Source organism: Pseudomonas sp. TZ252 (assembly GCF_056110345.1).
This window is the reverse complement of record NZ_CM148566.1, coordinates 4,483,400-4,502,681: the sequence shown is the minus strand read 5'-3', so window position 1 is coordinate 4,502,681 and position 19,282 is coordinate 4,483,400. Positions and strand designations below refer to the sequence as shown.

The 19,282-nt window shown below is 66.8% G+C and carries 15 protein-coding genes; 4 read left to right on the top strand and 11 right to left on the bottom strand.

Going from position 1 to position 19,282, the window contains the following annotated elements:
- Positions 1–18 precede the first annotated feature (18 nt).
- The 3 genes from ACYAF3_RS20890 to cprS all read left to right on the top strand — a co-directional run bounded on the left by ACYAF3_RS20890 (position 19) and on the right by cprS (position 3,123).
- A complete protein-coding gene (locus tag ACYAF3_RS20890; RefSeq protein ID WP_003105002.1) occupies positions 19–1,098 on the top strand; it encodes an alpha/beta hydrolase fold domain-containing protein in 1,080 nt (359 codons plus the stop codon).
- Positions 1,099–1,159: 61 nt separating this feature from the next.
- Positions 1,160–1,831, top strand: coding sequence for a cationic peptide response regulator transcription factor CprR (gene cprR / locus ACYAF3_RS20885; protein ID WP_003091311.1), 672 nt, complete (start codon positions 1,160–1,162; stop codon positions 1,829–1,831).
- Positions 1,828–3,123 (top strand): cationic peptide sensor histidine kinase CprS, encoded by a 1,296-nt coding sequence (cprS, locus tag ACYAF3_RS20880; RefSeq protein WP_003105000.1) that lies wholly within the window; start codon positions 1,828–1,830, stop codon positions 3,121–3,123. The genes cprR and cprS overlap by 4 nt, the downstream gene beginning before the upstream one ends.
- Before the next feature lie 70 nt (positions 3,124–3,193).
- Here cprS and ACYAF3_RS20875 read toward each other — a convergent pair whose 3' ends face one another.
- The 10 genes from ACYAF3_RS20875 to ACYAF3_RS20830 all read right to left on the bottom strand — a co-directional run bounded on the left by ACYAF3_RS20875 (position 3,194) and on the right by ACYAF3_RS20830 (position 17,282).
- Entirely contained in the window at positions 3,194–5,575 is a 2,382-nt protein-coding gene (locus ACYAF3_RS20875; protein ID WP_003122448.1) for an efflux RND transporter permease subunit, read from the bottom strand.
- 12 nt (positions 5,576–5,587) lie between these two features.
- On the bottom strand, positions 5,588–6,685 hold the full coding sequence (locus tag ACYAF3_RS20870; protein ID WP_003122447.1) for a WD40/YVTN/BNR-like repeat-containing protein: 1,098 nt from the start codon (positions 6,683–6,685) through the stop codon (positions 5,588–5,590).
- Between the two features lie 179 nt (positions 6,686–6,864).
- Positions 6,865–8,232, bottom strand: a complete 1,368-nt coding sequence (locus ACYAF3_RS20865) for a DUF1329 domain-containing protein (RefSeq protein WP_003091320.1) — start codon at positions 8,230–8,232, stop codon at positions 6,865–6,867.
- A gap of 58 nt (positions 8,233–8,290) precedes the next feature.
- Positions 8,291–10,255 carry a DUF1302 domain-containing protein gene (locus ACYAF3_RS20860; protein ID WP_003104994.1) on the bottom strand — a complete coding sequence of 655 codons (1,965 nt, stop codon included), beginning with the start codon at positions 10,253–10,255 and terminating at the stop codon, positions 8,291–8,293.
- A 446-nt stretch (positions 10,256–10,701) separates the two neighbouring features.
- On the bottom strand, positions 10,702–13,359 hold the full coding sequence (gene pepN / locus ACYAF3_RS20855; RefSeq protein WP_003116455.1) for an aminopeptidase N: 2,658 nt from the start codon (positions 13,357–13,359) through the stop codon (positions 10,702–10,704).
- An 18-nt stretch (positions 13,360–13,377) separates the two neighbouring features.
- A complete protein-coding gene (locus tag ACYAF3_RS20850) occupies positions 13,378–14,211 on the bottom strand; it encodes a DUF2797 domain-containing protein (protein WP_003091329.1) in 834 nt (277 codons plus the stop codon).
- On the bottom strand, positions 14,211–14,474 hold the full coding sequence (locus ACYAF3_RS20845; protein WP_003104989.1) for a YeaC family protein: 264 nt from the start codon (positions 14,472–14,474) through the stop codon (positions 14,211–14,213). The genes ACYAF3_RS20850 and ACYAF3_RS20845 overlap by 1 nt, the downstream gene beginning before the upstream one ends.
- Before the next feature lie 83 nt (positions 14,475–14,557).
- On the bottom strand, positions 14,558–15,418 hold the full coding sequence (locus ACYAF3_RS20840) for a rhomboid family intramembrane serine protease (protein ID WP_003104987.1): 861 nt from the start codon (positions 15,416–15,418) through the stop codon (positions 14,558–14,560).
- Positions 15,415–16,395, bottom strand: coding sequence for a metallophosphoesterase (locus ACYAF3_RS20835; protein WP_003091336.1), 981 nt, complete (start codon positions 16,393–16,395; stop codon positions 15,415–15,417). The genes ACYAF3_RS20840 and ACYAF3_RS20835 overlap by 4 nt, the downstream gene beginning before the upstream one ends.
- The gene (locus ACYAF3_RS20830) at positions 16,395–17,282 is read right to left on the bottom strand and encodes an NAD(+) kinase (RefSeq protein WP_003091343.1); all 888 of its coding nucleotides are present in this window, start codon (positions 17,280–17,282) and stop codon (positions 16,395–16,397) included. Before ACYAF3_RS20830 ends, ACYAF3_RS20835 begins: the two co-directional genes overlap by 1 nt.
- A 124-nt stretch (positions 17,283–17,406) precedes the next feature.
- On the opposite strand from ACYAF3_RS20830, the gene ACYAF3_RS20825 reads away from it, so the two are divergent.
- Positions 17,407–18,372, top strand: a complete 966-nt coding sequence (locus ACYAF3_RS20825) for a DUF1853 family protein (protein ID WP_019726529.1) — start codon at positions 17,407–17,409, stop codon at positions 18,370–18,372.
- On the opposite strand, the gene ACYAF3_RS20820 is transcribed toward ACYAF3_RS20825, so the two are convergent.
- Positions 18,373–19,272: a 1-aminocyclopropane-1-carboxylate deaminase/D-cysteine desulfhydrase gene (locus ACYAF3_RS20820; protein WP_057392331.1), complete on the bottom strand. Its 900-nt coding sequence runs from the start codon at positions 19,270–19,272 to the stop codon at positions 18,373–18,375. It abuts the gene before it with no gap.
- Positions 19,273–19,282 lie beyond the last annotated feature (10 nt).

Below are 19,282 nucleotides of genomic sequence, written 5' to 3'. Positions count from 1 at the left end.
TTCCGCAAGAGGGCCCGCATGCGCTTCCGTACCCTGTACCTCGTCCTGTGCGGCCTGCTCCTGGGCCACGCCGCGACGGCCGCCGAACCGCCGACCGCGCCCACGCCGCCGACGCAGCCGGCCGAAGGGCCGGGCGGCGCGGACTATCGCCATGCCAGCGTGCATCAGTGGCACTTCGGCGAAGGCGCTCGCGAATACTGGGTGTTCACCCCCGAGCAACCGGTCCCCGGCAACGCTCCGCTGGTGATCTTCCTGCACGGCTGGAGCGTGATGCAGCCGGACCTCTACCGCGCCTGGATCGACCATATCGTCCGCCGCGGCATGGTGGTGGTCTACCCGCGCTACCAGCCGGACCTGAAGACGCCCAACGCAGACTTCCTCGACAATGCCGCCGGCGCCCTCGGCGACGCCCTCAGGCGCCTGCAGGCCGGCGAGCTGGGGGTGCGCCCGCGGCTGAACCAGGTCGCCTACCTCGGCCACTCCGCCGGCGGACTGCTCGCCGCCAACCTGGCGGCCGCCAGCGAACGCCTGAAGCTGCCGGCGGCGAAGGCGCTGATGGTGGTCGAGCCCGGCAAGAGCCAGGGCAAGCGCTGGGACGGCGTGGCCCAGGAACGCCTGTCGGGGCTGGCCAAGGGCACCCTGCTGCTGGCGGTCTGCGGCGACGAGGACAGCCACGTGGCCTGCACCGACGCCAAGCGCATCTACCGCCAGAGCCGGCACATTCCGCCCAGCGACAAGAACCTCCTGCTGCTGCGCAGCGATCGCCACGGCGCTCCGCCGCTGCTGGCCAACCACGCGGCACCCACCGCGCCGGTATTCGGCCCGCAGTATCCGAAGGAAGAAGACAGCGACTGGTTGCTCGACCGCGTCGAGAAGCGCCTCGAAGTCCAGCAGGCCGAAGGCCGCTATACCGGCCACGACCCGCTGGTGATCGACGCCCTCGACTGGTACGGCACCTGGAAGCTGTTCGATGGCCTCACCGACGCGGCGTTCTACAACCGCAACCGCCAGTACGCCCTGGGCGCTACGCCGGAGCAGACCGGCATGGGCCAGTGGAGCGACGGCACCCCGGTGAAGCCGATCAAGGTGCTCAAGTAGGCGCGGGCAACGCCCGCGGCGAACCAGGCACAGCGTCCCATCCGTCATGCGAACAGATACCATGCATATCCACGTACTCGTCGTCGAAGACAACTTCGATCTCGCCGGCACCGTCATCGACTACCTCGAGGCCGCCGGGGTGGTCTGCGATCACGCCCGCGACGGCCAGGCCGGCCTCAACCTGGCGCGCGCCAACCGCTACGACGTGATCCTGCTGGACATCATGCTGCCGCGCATCAACGGCCGGCAGGTCTGTCGCCAGCTACGCGAAGCCGGCCTGCAGACCCCGGTACTCATGCTCACCGCCCTGGATACCCTGCAGGACAAGCTCGACGGCTTCGACGCCGGCGCCGACGACTACCTGCTCAAGCCCTTCGAACTGCCGGAGCTGCTGGTCCGCCTGCAAGCCCTCAGCCGGCGCCGCAGCGGCCAGGCCCAGCGCCTGCAGGTCGACGACCTGGTGATGGACCTCGACAGCCGCCAGGCCAGCCGCGGTGGCACGCCCCTGGCGCTGTCCCCCACCGCCTGGAAGATCCTCGAGTGCCTGATGCGCGCCAGCCCCGCGCTGGTCACCCGCGAGCAGCTGGGGCGCAGCGTCTGGGGCGACGAGCCGCCGGAAAGCAACACCCTCAACGTGCACATGCACCACCTGCGCAGCACCGTCGACAAGGGGTTCGCCACCCCTCTGATCCATACCCTGCACAGCGTCGGCTTCCAGCTGGAGCGCAAATGAAACGCGGCCTGAGCCTGATCCCCATCGTCGGCGGCGGCGTCACCCTGATCCTCGCCGGGGTGTTGCTGGTCTACACGCGCATGCTCGGCGACTACGGCGAGACCGGCGCCCTCTACCTGCTCAGCATGATGATGGAAGAGGAAGGGCTGTACTTCGCCCAGCGCTACCAGGAAGACCCGGCTACGCCGGCGCCGGACAGCTACTACTTCAAGGGCAGCGTCGGCACCGCGGGGCTGCCGCCGAAACTCAGGGAGATGCTCGACACCCCGCCCTACAAGAGCATCGGCGCCATGCAACTGCTCGGCAACTGGGACGACGATGACGAAGAGGAGGATGACGACGCGCCCAGCGACGATGCCTACGTGGTGGTCCGCCAGCCACTGGCCGACGGCAAGACGCTCTACCTCTACGACAACGACGCCGCCGGCAGCATCGACACGCCGCTGTCCGACGCCATCATCGACGCCCGCGTCAGGCAGACCTGGATCGTCACCCTATCGGTCACCCTGCCTTCGCTGGCCGCCGTCGGCCTGCTGGTCTGGTTCATCGTCGCGCCGTTGCGCAAGCTGACGCGCTGGTCGATGACCCTCGACGACCTCGCCCCGGACAGCCAGCGGCCGCGCTTCAACTACCGCGAACTCAACGTGCTGGCGGATACCCTGTGGAACAGCGTGACCCGGATCAAGGACTTCAGCCAGCGCGAGGAACGCTTCCTGCGCTACGCCAGCCATGAGCTGCGCACCCCGCTGGCGGTGATCGGCATGAACCTGGAGCTGCTCGACCAACCCGGCCGCGCGCCCTCCCCGCATGCCTTGCAACGCATCCGCCGCTCGGCGCTGGGCATGCAGCAGATGACCGAGACCCTGCTCTGGCTCAGCCGCGAGAGCGGCGAACTGCGCGACGACGGACACATCGAGGTCGGCCGCCTGCTGGAGGAACTGCTCGAGGAACAGCAGGCGCTGAGCCAGCGCCGCGGCCTGACCTTCCACCTCGACGTGGAGCCACACAGCCTGCCGCAGACCCGCGCACGGATCATCATCGGCAACCTGCTGCGCAACGCCCTGCAGTACAGCGACGAGGGCGTGGTGGAAATCGTCGTGCGCGACCGCAGCCTGCTGATCAGCAACCCCATCGGTGCGGCCCAGGGCACGGAGGAGTCGATGGCGTTCGGTTATGGCCTGGGCCTCGACCTGGTCCAGCGCCTGTGCCAGAAGAGCGGCTGGCGCCTGCATTACAGCAGCGACGAGCAGCGCTTCCGCTGCGAGCTGCTGTTCCCCGCCACGCCGGACTGAAGCGCGACGGCCTTCCTCCGCACAAAAAAACCGCGGCCTGGGCCGCGGTCTTGGCGGGGCTCGGCGCGACTCAGTGAGCGAACACCGAGGCCTTCCTGGCCTGCAGCTTGGCCGGGTTGATCAGGAAACGCGCCAGGGCCGGCAGCAGCCAGAGGGCGCCGAACATGTTCCAGAGCAGCATGAAGGTCAGCATCAGGCCCATGTCGGCCTGGAACTTGATCGCCGAGAAGATCCAGGTGGCCACGCCGATCGCCAGGCACAGGCCGGTGAACAGCACCGCCTTGCCGGTGGAGCGGAGGGTCTCGTAGTAGGCCTCCTGCAACGGCAGGCCCATGCGCAGGAAAGACTCCAGGCGGGTGTAGATGTAGATCCCGTAGTCCACCCCGATGCCGACGCCGAGGGCGATCACCGGCAGGGTCGCGACCTTCACGCCGATGCCCAGCGCCGCCATCAGCGCGTTGCCGAGAACCGAGGTGAGGATCAGCGGCAGGACGATGCAGAGGGTCGCGGCGAAGGAACGGAAGGTGATCATGCACATGGCCGCCACGCAGATGTACACCAGCACCAGGATGATCAGTTCGGACTGCTTGATCACCTCGTTGGTGGCAGCCTCGATCCCGGCGTTGCCGGCGGCCAGCTGGAACTGCAGGTCGTCCTTGTCGTTCTCCGCGGCGAAGGCCTGCACCGCCGCCACCGCGCGGTCGAGGGTCTCGGCCTTGTGGTCGTTGAGGAAGACCAGCAGCGGCGCCAGCGAGCAGTCGGTGTTGTAGAGACCGTCGGCACGGGCGATGGAGTTGTTCAGCACGTCCTGGTTGCGCGACAGGGTCTCCCATTTCAGGTTGCCTTCGTTCATCCCCTTGATCACCTGCTTGGACACGGTGACCATCGAGATCGCCGACTGCACGCCCTCGGTGTTCTCCAGCTTCCAGGCCAGCTCGTCCATGGCCGCCAGGGCCTGGTGGGTGGAGCAGCCTTCCGGGGAGGTCTTGACCATCACCACCAGCACGTCCGAACTGGTCGAGTAGTTGCGGATGATGAAGTCGTTGTCGAGGTTGTAGCGCGAGTCGGGACGCAGTTCCGGCGCACCCTGGTCGAGGTCGCCGATCTTCAGGTGCTTGCCATACCAGAGGCCGCCGCCGAGCATCAGCAGGGCGATGGCGATGGACACCGGGGCCACCTTCGGGCTGGCGAAGTTCGACAGCAGGCGCCAGAACGGGTGCTCGCGCACCGCGTCATCCTTGCTGCGCTGCACCGCCTTCTTGCTGATGCCGATGTAGGAGATCGCCACGGGCAGCAGGATCAGGTTGGTGAAGACGATCACCGCCACGCCGATCGAGGCGCCGATGGCCAGCTCGCGGATCACCCCGATGTCGATCACCAGCAGGGTGATGAAGCCGACGGCGTCGGCGAGGATCGCGATCATCCCCGGCAGGAACAGTTGGCGGAAGGTCAGCCGCGCCGCCATCAGCGCATTGTCGGCGCCGCTGGACTGCAAGGCGATGCCATTGATCTTCTGCACGCCGTGGGAAATACCGATGGCGAAGATCAGGAACGGCACCAGCATCGAATAGGGATCGAGGCCGAAACCGACCAGGTTGAGCAGGCCGAGCTGCCAGAGCACCGCGACCAGGGTGGTGATCAGCACGGCGATGGTGCTGCGGATGCACTTGGTGAACCAGTACAGCAGGACCAGGGTGATCAGCAGGCAGATACCGAAGAAGCCGACCACCATCACCAGCCCGTCGATCAGGTCGCCGACCTTCTTCGCGAAGCCGACGATGTGCACCTTCACGTTGGGGTTCTGCAACTGGTACTTGTCGCGGATCTTCTCTTCCAGCTCATGGGAGAACTGGCGGTAGTCGAGCTTGATCAGTTCGCTCTGGTTCTTCGGGTTCGGGTACATCTCCAGCAGCGGTACGTCGACGATGCTCGACTTGAAGTTGTTCGCCACCAGGCGGCCGATCTGCCCGGACTTGAGCACGTTGTTGCGCAGTTCCTCCAGCGCCCGCGGCGAACCGTCGTAGGTCTGCGGGATCACCTCGCCGCCGGCGAAGCCTTCCTCGGTCACTTCGGTCCAGCGCACGCTGGGGCTCCACAACGACTTCAGGCCGGAACGGTCGACGCCGGGGATGTAGAACACCTCGTCATGGATCTGCCGGAGCGTCTCCATGTACTCCTTGGTGAAGATGTCGCCGTTCACCGCCTCCACCGAGATGCGCACGGTGTTGCCGAGGTTGGCCAGGTCGTTGCGGTGCTCGAGCATTTTCTGGATGAACGGGTGCTCCAGCGGGATCATCTTCTCGAAGCTGGTGGACGGCCGCACCTGGGTGGCCTGGTAGAACAGGAAGACGCTGACCAGCACGCAGAGGAAGATCACCACCGGCCGGTTGTTGAAGATCAGGCGTTCGAGCAGACTCGCCTTGTTTTGCTGATGCTGGTTCATGGCACTCATGCGACCCCCGCCTTATTGTTGTTGTTCGAGCGCGGCACCGTTCGCCGCAGCGAGGTGCACGCCGCCCTGGCCGACCAGGATCAGGTGGCCGTCGCCGGTGGCGCTGACGCCGGCCAGGGACAGCCGGTCGGGACGGTTGAACACGCTGAAGCTGCGCCCGCCGTCGGTGCTTTCGAGGACACTGCCGCCGTGGCCGACCACGACGATACGCCCGTCCGCCAGCAGCGCACCGTCGGAGAGACCGAATTCCAGGTCGCCGGACGCCGCCTTCAGCGGTATCTCTTCCCAGCTGTCGCCGAAATCGGCGGAGCGGAACAGGTGGCCGCGCAGGCCGTAGACCAGCACGCCGCCCGCATCGGCGGTACCGATGGCGCCGAACAGCGAGCCCTCGTAGGGGCCTTCGAGTTTTTCCCAGGTGGCGCCCCAGTCCTTCGAGCGGAACAGGCTGCCGGCTTCGCCGACCACCAGCAGGCCGTTGTCCTTGACCGCGGCGATGGCGTTGAGGTGGAACTGGTCCTCGTTGTCCAGGCGCTCGCTGACGTCTTCCCAGTGCTGGCCGCCGTCGCGGGTCTCCAGCAGCGCGCCATAGGCACCGACGGCCAGGCCGTGCTGTTCGTCGGCGAACCAGATGTCCAGCAACGGCGCTTCGCGGCCGAGGTCCTCGAACTGCCTGGTCCAGGTGCTGCCGGCGTCGTCGCTGACGAGGATCTGCGCATCGTGCCCGACCGCCCAGCCCTTGCGCTCGTTGACGAAGAACACCGAGGTGAGCAACTGGCGGGTCGGCACCTTGGCCTGGGTCCAGGTCTTGCCGTCGTCGTCGGAGAGCAGGATATGCCCACGGTCGCCGACCGCGACCAGCCGCTTGCCGGCATGGGCGACGCTGAGCAGCAGGCTGCTGGCGGCCTTCGGCGACTCCACGGCGAATTGCGGCGACGCGGCGGTTGGCGTCGACTCGGCCAGGACCGGGGTGGCGGCGAAGGTCAGAAGAGAAAGCGCCCCGAGAAACGACAGGGCCCTGCTGGCCAGGGGCGATCTGGAAGGAATGGCCGGATGCCGCAAAGCGTCCGCGGATTGGCCGGGCGAAGTGCGCCACGTCATGGGCTCACGCATGGATACCGTCCCCGTTGTTGTTATTAGTGGTTCGTGGTGAGCGTTATATAGCCAGCGTTTGGCGACGGAGACAATTGAAGCCACGTTATCTTTTGTTAAGCGTGTAAGCCGTCTGTAACGGGGGATCGGCGCCGCCCTCCTCCCCGGAGGGAAGCGGTCGGCGCCGGCGAGCGGAGCGATCAGCGGGTGCCGCGGCGGCGCAGGGCCGAGGGCTTGAAGTAGGAGTCGTCCGGTATCGCCTGGGTGAAGTCGATGGTACCCGGCTCCTCGTTGTCCAGGTTCTGCACGTGGTAGCGACGCGCCTGCAGGTCGTGGAACACATCCAGCGCGCTCCAGGTGTACGGCAGGTCGTAGAAGTTCTTCAGGTAGGCCATCGACACCCGCCACAGTTCGCCGCGACCGTCGTACTGGTCGACCACCGCCGCGCTCCAGCTGTCCTCGTCGAGGTACAGGGTGCGCTTGGAGTAGATATGCCGCGCGCCCGGCTTCAGGGTACCTTCCACCACCCACACGCGGTGCAGCTCGTAGCGGGTGTATTGCGGATCGAGGTGGCCCGGCTTGAGCAGTTCCTCGTACTTCACCTCGGGGCTGCTGACCTTGTAGTTGTTGTAGGGAATGTAGATTTCCTTCTTGCCCAGCAGCTTCCAGTCATAGCGGTCCGGCGCGCCGTTGAACATGTCGGTGTCGTCGGCGGTGCGCAGGCCGTCGGCGGCGGCGATCGGCGTGTCGTAGGCAAGGTTCGGCGCACGCCGCACACGGCGCTGGCCGGCGTTGTAGCCCCAGGCCTGGCGCGGCTCCTTGACCTGGTCGAGGGTCTCGTGCACCAGCACCGCGCCGCCGGCCAGGCGCGCCGGGCTCTTGGTGAACGACAGGTAGTAGAACATCAGGTTGTTCAGGTCGGCGAAGCTGCCGCCCTTGAGGTAGTACTTGAACAGCGCTTCCTGCTGCGAGGTCACCAGCGAATAGCTACCGTTGCGCTGTACCGCGACTTCCGAAGCGCGGCGCACGACATAGGTGCCGCGGTAGCGGGCGACGTGGTTCCACAGCGCCTCCACGCCGCTCTTCGGAATCGGGAACGGCACCCCGCCATAGGCGTCGGCGAACCCGTTGCCGCCGTCCAGCAGCCTGGCGCTGGTGGCATTGGCGAAGGTGTTGTCGTACAGCCACTGCGGCGCCGAGCCGGAACGGCGACTGGGGTAGACCGGCATCCGGAAGCTGTCCGGGTAGGTCTTGAACAGCGCCAACTGGCCCGGGGTCAGGTGTTCCCTGTACTGCTCCAGGTTGGCCTTGTCGATGGTGAACAGCGGCTTGTCCGCGGCGAACGGGTCCGGGTGGTGCTGGCCCGGCTTGTAGCCGGCCGGCGCCTGGGTGATGCCGCCGGTCCAGGCGGGAATGCTGCCGGCGGCGTTGCCGGCCTTCTCCGCGCCCAGCGGGGTGAGGCTCGACTTCAGTTGCGCCGCCTCGCCGGCGGAAACGCCGGCCAGCGCGCCGCCGCTGCCCAGTGCCAGCGCCAGGGAAGCGCCGATCAGCAGGTGCTTGTTCAACATGAGGGTTCTCCGTGTGAGGTGCCGGGCGCTCGCGGCGCCCGTGTCGTTATCGGTTCGGTCAGAAGGAGTACTTCACGGTCAGGCCGATGTTGTCGCGGTCGCGGATGTTGTTGTTCTGCCCGCCGCCGTAGAACTCGGTGTACTGCAGTTCGCCTTCCAGGCTGTTCAGGTAGGTGGCCTTGATCCCCAGGGTGTAGGCCTTGCGACCTTCGATGAAGTTGCCGGTCTGGTAGGAGTTGCCTTCGAAGTCGTCCTTGTAGACCACGTAGGGCGACACGTTGACCCCGGCGAACACGTCGTTCCAGGTGCCACTGAGCAGCAGGGTGTAGCCGTAGGCGTTGCGGTTCACCTGGTCGCCACGGTCGCCGCCGGAAACGTACGAGCTGTTGCCGCGCCCGGCATAGTAGCGGGTGCTGCCGTCGTAGGCGGTGTACTTCAGGCTGCTGCCACGCAGGTGTTCCGAGGCCAGCTCGGCGACGCCGGTCAACGAGTCGAAGCTCAGCGACGGGCCGAAGTTGTAGATGGTCCCGAGGGAGGTGTTGAACGCCTCGACCCGCTCGTAGTTGTGGATCTGCCCGCCGAGGCCGACCATCTGCCCGCCGACGTTGATCTGCCCGCCGTTGGCGGCTTCCGCCGCACCGTGGGCGAGGTCGCCGATCAGGTCGTTGGTGGCGGCGATGCCGATCGGCAGGTTCGGCCGATAGGCCAGCTCGCCGAACACCGAGGCGTCGCCCACCGTGGTGTTGAAGCTGAAGCCGTACATGCGGATGTCTTCGGCGAACTCGCGGCGGGCATTGATGTTGCCCATCACGTCGGCGGTCACCAGGCCGTTGGCCAGGGCTTCGGCGAGGTTGCCGGCGATCGGCCGCAGGGTGTTGGCCAGCGCCGCCAGGTCGGCCCCGGCATAGTCGCCGATGTCGGCGTACAGGGTCGGTTCCTTGGAGTGGTAATTGACGAAGTAGAAGCCGAACTCGGTGCTGTTCAGTTCCTCGGCGATGTAGCGGAAGGCCACGCCGAACTGGCCGTCGTTGCGCGCGTTGATGTCCTTGCCGATGGACGACACCTTCATCACGTTGCCGTAGGCCGGGGTCACGCCGTTGGCATAGAGGCCGGTGTTCTTCAGCGCGCCGCTGAGCAGCGGATTGTTGCCCAGCGCCTGGTACAGGCCGATGACGTTGCCGAAGCCGGGCACCGGGGTGTCCAGCGCGGTGCCGGTGAAGTCGCTGTAGCCGGTGTTGCCGCCGTCGGCGAACAGGTCGGTCTCGGAGAAGAAGGTACCGACCGGGTCGAGGCGGGTTTCCTTCCAGTTCCACTGGTAGAAGGTTTCCATCGACAGGTTGTCGGTCAGGCCGATGTTGAAGCTCAGCGCTTCCACCGGCATCAGCACTTCCTTGAGCTCGGAACCGGGCAGGCGGTACTTGGCGGCGTCCACCGGGTTGGTGGTGTTGACCCCGCCACGGTAGAAGATGCCCTCGCCCCAGTTGAACACCTGGCGGCCGAAGCGCGCGCTCAGCGGCATGTTGCCGATGTCCCAGCTGCCGTAGACGTAGGCGTCGAGGATTTCCGCCTTGTGCCCGGCGATGTCGCGGGTCTGGCTGGTGAAACGGTCGTCGTGGGGATAGCTCTGGCTCGGCTGCGATGGATCGTTGTGGCTGTAGTAGTCGTTGCGCTTGTCCATGATCTGGGTGTCATAGAACGCCGTGCCGCGGATGAACACGCCATAATTGCGCCAGGTCGCCTCCAGGTCCGAGGTGATCTTGTAGACCTCGGAAACCAGGCCGGTATCGAAGTTGCGGTTGCCGTCGTTGGTGTTGATGTCATTGTTGCTCTTGTCCTGCCCCTGCACCCGCCACAGGGTGCCGTAGGACAGGGTGGTGTCGAGCGAACCGGACACCTCGTTGTCGAGGAAGCTGAATTCGACGGCCTGGGCCTGGCCGCCCAGCAGCGGCAGCAGCCCGGCGAAGGCGAAGCCGGCCCGGGCCGGCGCGGAGCGCAGCCGGGGCTGGCGGTTGGGGATGTACATCGGGAACTCACTCCATGTGGTCATGCGTTGGGCGCCGCCACTGCGGGCGGTTCGCCGTTCGGCCGTTTCTCTGCGGCCTTGTTATGGGTGGTCGCGGCGTCACCGGCCTAGCATCGACGAAAGGGAACCGCGCGACGAGGCAGTGCAACCGGGATGCCAATTCAACGGAATCCTCCAGGCAATTCAATGGATTGCGAAAAAAACAGGACTTCCTGCGGGATGACTGTTCATTCACTGACCAGAAAACAGGAAGTGTCCGACAAAACGCGCCAGGCGAATTTCGCCGGTGGCGCGAAAAGTCCCTTCGCAGAGCCTGCGCAGGGAGGTTCGCGAAACACGATTAAGCGGACTCCATCAATGGAAAACAGTGAAGCGATTCCCAGAAGTAACAAAGGGCGTTACCAGCCAGTGGCCAGTAACACCCTCTTCCGGGCGAAGCTGGCGGATCAGGCCAGGCTCTTGCTCACCACTTCGTAGACGTCGCTGGACAATTCGCCGGAGGCCAGGATGCGTTCCAGCTCGCCGCGCATCAGCGCCTGCCGCGCCTCGTCGTACTTGCGCCAGCGGGTCAGCGGCACCAGCAGGCGCGAGGCGATCTGCGGGTTGAGTGCGTTGAGCACGATCACCTGGTCGGCGAGGAAGCGATAGCCGGCGCCGTCAGGACGATGGAAGTTGACCAGGTTCTGGTTGGCGAACGCGCCGATCAGCGCGCGCACCTTGTTCGGGTTCTTCAGGGTGAAGGCCGGGTGCTGCATCAGCGCCTGGACCCGCTCCAGCCCGCCCGGCAGCGGCGAGCCGGCCTGCACGCTGAACCACTGGTCCATCACCAGCGGGTCATCCTTGAAGTAATCGGCGAACATGGCCAGGGCCTTGCCCTTCTCCGCCTCGAAGCCGGAGTTGACCAGCACCGCCAGGGCGGTCAGGCGCTCGGTCATGTTGTCGCAGCCTTCGTACTGCTCCAGGCAGGCGGCGAGGATTTCCTCCCGGCCCGACAGCGACAGGTAGGACAGCGCGATGTTCTGCAGGCTGCGCCGGGCTATGTGCGAGGCCTCGGCGAGGTAGGCGGTGTCGCGGGAAATCTTGCGGTTGGCCTGGTAACGCTGCCACAGCGGCTCGAACAGCGCTTCGCCGATACGCTGGCGGGCGAATTCGCGGGCGGCATGGATCGCGTCGACATCGGCGACTTCGCTGATCTCGGTGAGATAGGCCTCGCTGGGCAGCGAGAGCATCTCGGCGACCATCGCCTGGTCCAGCGCCTCGTCCGCCAGGAGGGTGCGGTAGGCCTCGATCAGGCGCGGGTCGAGTACCAGTTGCTCGCCGCGCTGGTGCTGGCCGATCAGCTCCTGCAGGACCTGCACCGAAAGCTGTTGGCCGGCCTCCCAGCGGTTGAAGCCGTCGCTGTCGTGCTGCATGAGGAACAGCAACTGGTCGCGGCTGTAGGGGAAGCTCAGTTTCACCGGCGCGGAGAAGCCGCGCAGCAGCGATGGCAGCGGCTGCTCCGGCACCTCGACGAAGACGAAGCGCTGCTCGGCCTCGGTCACCGCCAGCACGCGGTTGCCGCCCTGGGCCACGGCCTCGCCTTCCAGGCGCAGCGGAAGTTCGTGGCCCTGGCCGTCGAGCAGACCCAGCTCCAGCGGGATGACGAAGGGTTCCTTGCTCGGCTGGCCGGGAGTCGGCGGGCAGCTCTGGCGCACCGTCAGGGTGTAGCGGCGGGCGGCGGCGTCGTACTCGCCTTCCACCGCCAGGCGCGGAGTGCCGGACTGGCTGTACCAGCGCTTGAACTGGGTCAGGTCGACGCCATTGGCGTCTTCCATGGCCTTGACGAAATCGTCGCAGGTCACCGCCTGGCCGTCGTGGCGCTGGAAGTACAGGTCCGAGCCCTTGCGGAAGCCTTCGGCGCCGAGCAGGGTGTGGATCATCCGCACCACTTCCGAGCCCTTCTCGTAGACGGTCAGGGTGTAGAAGTTGGAAATCTCGATGAACGAGTCGGGGCGCACCGGATGCGCCATCGGCCCGGCGTCCTCGGCGAACTGGTTGGTGCGCAGGAAGGCGACGTCCTCGACGCGCTTGACCGTGCGCGAGTTCATGTCGGCGGAGAACTCCGAGTCACGGAATACGGTGAAGCCCTCCTTGAGCGACAGCTGGAACCAGTCGCGGCAGGTGACCCGGTTACCCGACCAGTTGTGGAAATACTCATGCGCCACCACGCCCTCGACCCGCTGGTGGGCGGCGTCGGTGGCGGTTTCGGCGCGGGCCAGGACGCAACTGGAGTTGAAGATGTTGAGGCCCTTGTTCTCCATCGCGCCCATGTTGAAGTCGTTGACCGCGACGATCATGAAGATGTCCAGGTCGTACTCGCGGCCGTAGACCTCCTCGTCCCAGCGCATCGACTTCTTCAGGCTGTCCATGGCGTGCTGGACCTTGTCGATGTTCTCCGGCTCGACGTAGATGCGCAGCGCCACGTCGCGCTGGCTCATGGTGCGGAAGCTGTCCTCGACGCACCAGAGGTCGCCGGCGACCAGGGCGAACAGGTAGGCCGGCTTCTTGAACGGGTCTTCCCAGGTCGCCCAGTGCCGGCCGTTGCCTTCGGAACCGCTGGCCACCGGGTTGCCGTTGGAGAGCAGCACCGGGTAGCGCTGCTGTTCGGCGCTGACGGTGGTGGTGAAGCGACTCATCACGTCGGGACGGTCGAGGTAATAGGTGATCTTGCGGAAACCCTCGGCCTCGCACTGGGTGCAGAACATCTTGCCGGACTTGTACAGGCCTTCCAGCGCGGTGTTGCTCTCCGGATGGATACGCACCGTGCTCCTGAGGACGAATTCGGCCTGCCGCGGTTGCACCCCGAGCTGCTCGTCGTCCAGTTGGTAGTCGTCCGCGCCGAGCGCCTGGCCGTCCAGTTCGAGCGCCAGCAGCTCCAGTTGCTGGCCATGCAGCAACAGCGGCGGCAGGCCGGCGCCGCGCTCGGGGTTGCGCCGCAGCTTCAACTCGGCGTGTACCAGGCTGTGGTCTTCGAACAGTTCGAACTTCAGGTGGGTCTCGTCGATCAGGTAGTCCGGCGCCTGATAGTCCTTGAGGTGGATGACTTTCGGTTGCTCGGTGCGCATGGCTTGTGGCCCTTCTGCTCAGTGATGCACGGCGATCTGGTAGGCCGTGTATTTGCGAATGTTGATCACCCCGGTGTCGAGGATCAGGTACTGGCCCTTGATACCGCGAAGCGTGCCTTCGACGATAGGCGTTTTTTCCAGGTCGAGGCTGGCGACCTTGCTCGGGTAGGCCTCGACCGGGTAGGCGATCTCGAGCGGATCGAGGTCGATAACCGGTTGGATCGCCTGCAGGCCGAAACGTTGCTGCAATTCGCGCAGGCCGTCGGCGCACTGGTCGAACAACTGCTCGCGGACTGCCGCCAGATCGACCGGCTCGGCTTCGCCCTTGAGCATGGCCCGCCAATTGGTGCGGTCGGCGACCTGGCTGCGCAGCAGGTCTTCCACCAGGCCGGACTGCTGGCGGGTGGCCACGCGCAGGATCGGCAGCGCCTGGCGCGCGCCCTGGTCGATCCAGCGGGTGGGAATCTGGCTGGCGCGGGTGATGCCGACCTTCACCCCGGAGGAGTTGGCCAGGTACACCACGTGATCGGTCATGCAGAACCGCTCGCCCCACTCCGGTTCGCGGCAGGTGCCCTGCTCGTAGTGGCACTTCTCCGGGCTGACGATGCAACTGTCGCACTGCGCCAGCCGGGTGAAGCAGGGATAGCAATAGCCCTGGCTGAAACTCTTCTTCGTCTTGCGGCCGCAATGGGTGCAGAAGATGCTGCCGAGGTACTCCAGGCGCAGCGGCCGGCCGATCAGCGGGTTCACCGCGACTTCGCGGTCGTCGAGGCGGAAGGCGTATTGCACGGGAGCATTGCTTTCCAGGCGCGCCGTCATCTTGCTCAGCGCGCCGCGGGCGATTTCTTCCATCAGTGCACGGAGTCCGACTTGAACAGGATGTTCGGGATCGGCTCGTCGGAATGCGAGGAGCAGTGCTGCGGGCCCATGTAGCCGGTGCGCTCCTCCTCGGGGAGGTTCTGCAGCTCCCAGGCGATCACCGCCTGCAGGCAGAGTTCCTTCTGCTCCTGGGTCAGCTTGCGGCCGTCCGGCCACTTGCCGATCTCGATGGCCAGCTTGAGGTTCTGGTAGATCTCAGGAGTGATGTTCTCGATCGCTTGATTGAAGGACGACATGGCCGGCTCCGGTGAAAAGGCGTACCGGCCATTCTACCGGGCCGGGGCCGGCGGCGCACATCGAAGCTGCCGCAGCCCCTCGCTCAACGGCGACGCCGCGCCAGCAGGCCGCCCAGCAAACCGCTGAGGCAACCGACCAGCAGCCCGCCAACGTGCGCGCCGTTGGCGATGGAGCCGAAGCCGAGCAGGTCGATCACCCCGGACAGGCACACCAGCAGCCAGATCAGCATCATCGCCACGACGCCCCTGGGCAGGCGATAGGCCTGGTTCGGCGCCAGGTACTGGAAGATCCAGCAGTGCCCGAGCAAGCCATAGAGCACCCCGGACAACCCGCCGAACAGGCTGGCGCCGCTCACCGCGTACTGCACCACGTTGGACACCAGGCCGAACAGCAGGGTCAGGCCGAGCAGCATCGGACGGCCCTGGCGGAATTCGATGCGCCGGCCCAGCTCCCAGAACCACATGGCGTTCATCGCCAGGTGCAGCCAGCCGAAGTGGATCAGCATCGGCGTGAACAGCCGCCACCATTGACCCGCCGCCAGGCTTTCGGCCAACGGCGTGAACAGCGCGTACTGGCCCTGGATACGGAAGTCCTGGAAGGTCAGCCAGCGCATCGTCGCGAAGTTGTCGCCAAGGTAGGTGACAGCGGCGACGACGAAGGTCAGCAGCAACACCGCGGCGGTCATCGGGCTCATCCGCAGTTGCCGGACGAAACCCTGCCCCGCCGGTCGCGGCGCGGCCTCCAGGGTCGCCTGCGGATCGCCTTCGGGATAACGCCGGTACAACTCGCGGACCTGCTCGGCGAGCCGCTCGTCGGGCACCCAGAGGACCTGCTGGCCGGATTCCTCGCTGACCCGGTGCGGCACGTTCAGACGCCGCAGCAGGCCGACGAAGCCGGCCAGGTCGACCGACAGGGGAAACTTCAGGACCTGCACCGCGCTCACTCGTCAGCCTCCGGCCGCTTCACTTCGACCCAGACGAACTTGTGCCGGTCCAGGCGGGTTTCCTCATCCAGGCGGTAGGCCGCCAGCTTGCCGTACATCACCGCGCTGTAGTCCAGGCAGGCCAGGTTCGGCCGGATCGGCGCCGGCGTGCCGCGTCGCCAGTAGTGGCCGACGAACAACAGCGGTTCGTCGGCGCCGTAGGTCAGCAGGCTGGACTTCTGCTCCTCGCTGAGCGGCTCGCGGGCGATCGCTTCGGGCAACGCGTCGGGCTGGAAGACGATATCGCCGTAGGTGCGCGGCGCCTCGTCCTCGACCCAGAACTTGGTGCGGAAGAAGGCGCGCGTATAGCCATCGCTGCTGGTCAGGGTGGCACCGTGCGGCAGGCGCATGTCGGTACCGCGCAGCAGGCGGTTGCAGGCCAGGTCGGCGAAGCTGCCGGGCTCCGCCGACTCCTGCAGGAAGGCTTCGCTGATCCGCCCGTCGGGGAACTGCCGGCGCAGGGTCGCGATCAGCTCGCCGTCCCAGCAGGCATGGACCATGCGGAAGCGCCCGGCATCGAGGAACAGCGGCAGTTGCTGGAACCAGCCGAGGAAGTCGCGCCAGTCGGCGTCGTGGCCCTCGAACTGCTCGAGGGTCTCCTTGATCAGCCGGGCATGCCGCGGCGTATGCTCGCGGACGTACTGGCGGCCGCTGCCGGGCGCCGCCGGAGTGCTCCAGCCGAGCGCGTTGAATTCGTGGTTGCCCATGATGCACAGCGCCTCGCCGGCGTCGACCATCGCGTGCACCCGGTGCAGGGCCTCGCGGATGCGCGGGCCGCGGTCGACGATGTCGCCGAGGAACAGCGCCTGGCGCCGCGGATGGCGCCAGACGCCGCCCTGCAGGCGGTAGCCGAGCAGGTCGAGGAGGCGGTCCAGGGTATGCGCGCAGCCGTGGACATCGCCGATCAGGTCGTAGCCACGTCCGGGGTCGAGTTGCATCAGTCGCCTCCGCCCAGGCGGCTGCCCCAGCCGAGCTTGGTCCGGCAGATCTCGTAGTAGTTGTGGTCGATGGGGTGGATCAGGCGCAGCTTCTGCGGCTTCTTGCTGATCGTCACGGTATCGCCGGGGGCGCAGGTGAAATGGTTCTGCCCGTCGCAGGAGACCTGCGGGTAGATCTGCATGTTCGGCGACACGACGATCTTCAGCTCGCTGTTGCCGTCCACTACGATCGGGCGGCTGGAAAGCATGTGCGGGTACATCGGCACGATGACGATGGCATCCAGCTTCGGATGCATGATCGGACCGCCGGCGGACAGCGCGTAGGCGGTGGAACCGGTGGGCGTGGCGACGATCAGGCCGTCGGCCTTCTGGCTGCAGACGAACTGGCCGTCGATATACAGCTCGAACTCGATCATCCGGGTCGACTTGCCCGGGTGCAGGACCACGTCGTTGAGCGCATCGCCCTGCCCCATCGAGTCGATACCGCGACGCACCTGGGCATCGAGGAGGAAGCGGCTCTCGACGATGTACTGGCCGTCCAGCACCTCGCCGACCTTGGCCTCCAGTTCATCCGGGCGGATGTCGGTGAGGAAGCCCAGGCTGCCGCGGTTGATCCCCAGCACCGGCACCTTGTGCCGGGCCAGCGCTCGGGCCGCGCCGAGCATGCTGCCATCGCCGCCGACCACCACCACCAGGTCGCAGATCTCGCCCATGATCTTCCGCGAGCAGGTCTGCAGGCCGTGTCCGGGCAGGACTTCGGCGATGGTGTCCTCGAGGATCACATGCAGGTGGCGATCGATCAGGAATTTCTTCAGCCGGCGAATGGTGTCCAGCACCTGGGTGCTGCCGAGGCGGCCGATGATGCCGATATTGCGAAAGGGTTCCATGCGGTTCCTGCGAAAAGCTGGCGGGCGGGATAGAGCGGATTATGGGCGAAAGCCGCGGACAGCGGCAAACCCGCGCATGTACGGGAAATCGCCGCGAGTGGCGCAACCCGGCTAACCTCAGGGTATGACGCTGCTGACCGAACTGCTCGACGAATTGCACCACCCGGCCGTCCGCGACCTGGCCTGGACCCTGCTCGCCCCGCCGTTGCTGCGCCGGACCCCGGAGCCGCAGCGCCATCCGCTCGCCGCCAGCCGCTGGCGCCAGGAGCCGGAGCGCCTGGCCGCCTGGTTGCGCGAACAGGAGCGACAGCCGCAGCACCTCGCCGCCTGGCTCGCGCAATGGCCACGGCAGCGTCTCGGCCTGTACTACGAACATCTCTGGCAATTCGCCCTGGAACAGGCCCCGGACGTGCGCCTGATCGCCGCCAACCTGCCGGTGCGCGACGGCGGGCATACCCTTGGCGAACTCGACCTGCTGCTGCGGGACGACGACGGCATCCACCACCTGGAACTGGCGATCAAACTCTACCTGGGGCCCCAGTCCGGCCCCGGCGACTGGCTCGGGCCCGGCGGCCAGGACCGCCTGTCACGCAAGCTGGAACACCTCTGCCGACACCAGTTGCCGCTGGCGGCGACCCGCGAGGGTCGCCAGGTGCTGGCCGCCCATGGCGCCGAATCGGCCGTTTCCGCATTGTGGCTGAGCGGCTACCTGTTCCATCCCTGGCCCGGGCCGGGCAGCCTGCCCGCCGACATCGAGCCACGGCATCTGCGTGGCCGCTGGCTCCGCCAGCGCGACTGGCCGGCGTACCTGGCCAGCCTGGCCGGACCGCAGACCGGGCAGCATTGGCTGCATCTGTCGCGCGAGCACTGGCTGGCGCCGGCCATGCGGCGGCAGGACCCGCTCGACCCACCGCGCGACGGCGCCTGCTGGAACATCGCCTTCGCCGACGAGGCACGTCCGCAAATGCTGGTAAGGGTGGTGCCGCGCGACGGCTACTGGGTAGAGGCCGAGCGCCTGTTCCTGGCCAGCGACGACTGGCCACCGGGGCTCAGCCTGTGGGGTAGCGCGCGCCAGGCCGCGGATGCCTGATCAGAGCAACGCCAGCAAACGCTCCTGCAATGCCCGGCGGCCCTGCAGGCCTCCGCTGTGCAGCGCCACCAGCCGGCTGCCGCGAGCCACCGCGCCGCTCTCCACGGCCTCGCGCAGGGCGAGCAGCAGCTTGCCGGTGTACAGCGGTTCGAGGGCGACGCCGCTGGCCGTCTCGAACTCGACGATGAACCGCGCCAATTTCCCATCGAGGCGGGCGAAACCGCCACGGCTGGCGTCCAGCAGGCGATAGCCGGCATCGGCCCAGCCCGCCTCGGCAAGGGTCGCCGCGACCTGGGCGGCGACGCCGTGGTCCTCCGGCACCGCCAGCGCGCCCACCACGGGATGCCGCCCGGCCTCGCCGAGCACCAGGCCGGCCAGTGTCGTACCGGTACCGGCGGCCACCCAGATCGCGTCGTAATCGTCCCAGCCGAGCGTCGGCAACTGGGTCGCTATGCGCTCCACCAGCCCGATGCAACCGCGCGCGCCCAGCAGCCCGCCACCGCCCTCGGCGACCGGCAGCAAGCCTGGGTAACGTTCCCGCCAGGGAAGCCAGAAGCCGGCGGCATGCCGCTGGCGATAGCCGCCGTAGCCGAGCCAGTGCAGTTCCATGCCGAGACTGCGCAGGTCGCGCACCGTCGGCGTATCGACTTCGTGTCCGCGCAACAGGCCGACGCAACGGAAACCGAAACGCGCGCCAGCGCCGGCCAGCGCGTGCAGGTGGTTGGAATGGGCGCCGCCGAGGCTGATCAGGCCGTCCAGCCCCTGCCCGTGGGCCAGCGCCAGGTGTGGCGCGAGCTTGAACCCCTTGTTGCCGGAGATCAGCGGATCGGCCTGGTCCAGGCGCAGCAGCGCCAGTTCGACCCCGGCCCGTTGCAGCCAGTCGAGTTCGAGACGCTGCAAGGGTGTATGC